Annotated in this window: 2 protein-coding genes; both read right to left on the reverse strand. The window is 39.1% G+C overall.

Annotated features, from left to right (window positions below; genetic code table 11):
• Positions 1 to 149 precede the first annotated feature (149 nt).
• Positions 150 to 776: a Type 1 glutamine amidotransferase-like domain-containing protein gene (locus tag L1N85_RS26950; RefSeq protein WP_235242091.1), complete on the reverse strand. Its 627-nt coding sequence runs from the start codon at positions 774 to 776 to the stop codon at positions 150 to 152.
• Positions 777 to 1100: 324 nt separating this feature from the next.
• Positions 1101 to 1196, reverse strand: a complete 96-nt coding sequence (locus L1N85_RS26955; RefSeq protein WP_268818501.1) for a putative holin-like toxin — start codon at positions 1194 to 1196, stop codon at positions 1101 to 1103.
• Between the last annotated feature and the right edge of the window lie 377 nt (positions 1197 to 1573).

Raw genomic sequence — 1573 nt, forward strand, 5'->3', positions numbered from 1 at the left:
CTTTGCTGCTCATATGTTCTTTCATTTGTCGGCCTTCATGCGATGGTTATGAAGGTCATTTTTTCGGGCAACTGCGCAACCAATCCAGAGTGTTATCGGATGTCAATGCCTTCTTCGATAATCCCCATATAAATATCTTCTCTGAAATTTCATTCGATAATGATTACTTCTCCATCTCTAAGAGTCTTATAAGGAATTCTACTTTGGATCAAATACTCAACAACTTTATCTATATCTTTTGACTCAGGATGATCTGATTTATAATGCGGGGCAATTACATAATCAATAATGCTTAATCCTTTCCATATCATGGGGTAGTGTTCTCCATATGGATTTTGACTGGGATCATCTACTAAGTGAATTCCCTTTAATGTAGGTCCCAGGATGCAAACACCTGCACTATATCCACCATAAACGATATTCTTGTTGTCTCTTTGGAACTTCTTAATAATCTCATCAAAACCACTTAACTTCATTGCCTGTGCTAGAACAAACGTATTGCCTCCTCTAACCCATATCATATCGTATTGTTCAAGTTTCTCTTCAAGTTTGTTTGGTTTATTAAAGTATTGTTTTAAGTCAAGGATGTCTACAAAAAATCCAAGACTTTTAAGATCCGCAATGTCTATTTCGTCACTCTTGTTCTTTCTAATCAAGTCGGTTGCAAAATCTAGTGCATTATTAATAAAAGCAACTTTCTTATTTCCACTCTCTGTCATTTGTATTAATTTCTTTTCATTCTTTCCAATCTTAAATGATGACAAATAGTACTTCATATGTTTCTCCTCTTTGCATTGATTTCCGATAACGTTGTTGTATTCACGACGTCCGACGAAGTCGGATGTGTCCGGCGGCTTCCGCTCCTCCGAATTTCATCTGCCGGACCGTTTATCTTTCATTGTTTATCAGTCTCTAATATTCATTTTCAATTTCTTATCTTTCATTTAAAGTTCACTTCTTTTTCCAATTGTGTTATCATACTTTTAAAAGAAGCCGAGTGCTGCGAACACTCGGCTGAACAATTGGCCTGGATGGGATTATCCCCTCTAGAGTCTAGAAGAATAAGAACCCACCTGTGGCGCTAACCTTGGGGAGGGTTCTTACTTTTTCTTGTAGTTATTCGAGATGTATGTTAGTAGTGCAAGAATAAATGACCCGAATAGAATCATAATCGTTATTACTGCCTCTACTTTCATGGCATCACCTCCTTTCGAAGGGATACCATGCCCACCCAAGATTCAATTGTCTTTTCCTATTGTACCATCATCTCCCAATAAGATGAAGAACAATTGTTCGATTATTTATGTCTTTCAATTAGACTTTGATCTCGTTAATTTCGTCTAACGTTTCCATGTTCACGACGCCGAGAGGCTAACTGCGCTTGCGCAGTTAGCCTCGCAGGTGTGTCCGCCTGAATCTACTTCCCCGAAATCCCTCGGGCGGACCGAGGGGCGTATGCCCCGATGCGTGAACACATTGTTGAACTAAACCGCTACGCGGTAGCTTTTCCATCAAATCCCTGCTGATATCTTATCATACCTTCCTTATTCTCAACAGTAGAAAGGGAAGGTGT

The sequence above is a fragment of the Paenibacillus alkaliterrae genome (assembly GCF_021532375.1).
Lineage (GTDB): Bacteria > Bacillota > Bacilli > Paenibacillales > Paenibacillaceae > Pristimantibacillus > Pristimantibacillus alkaliterrae.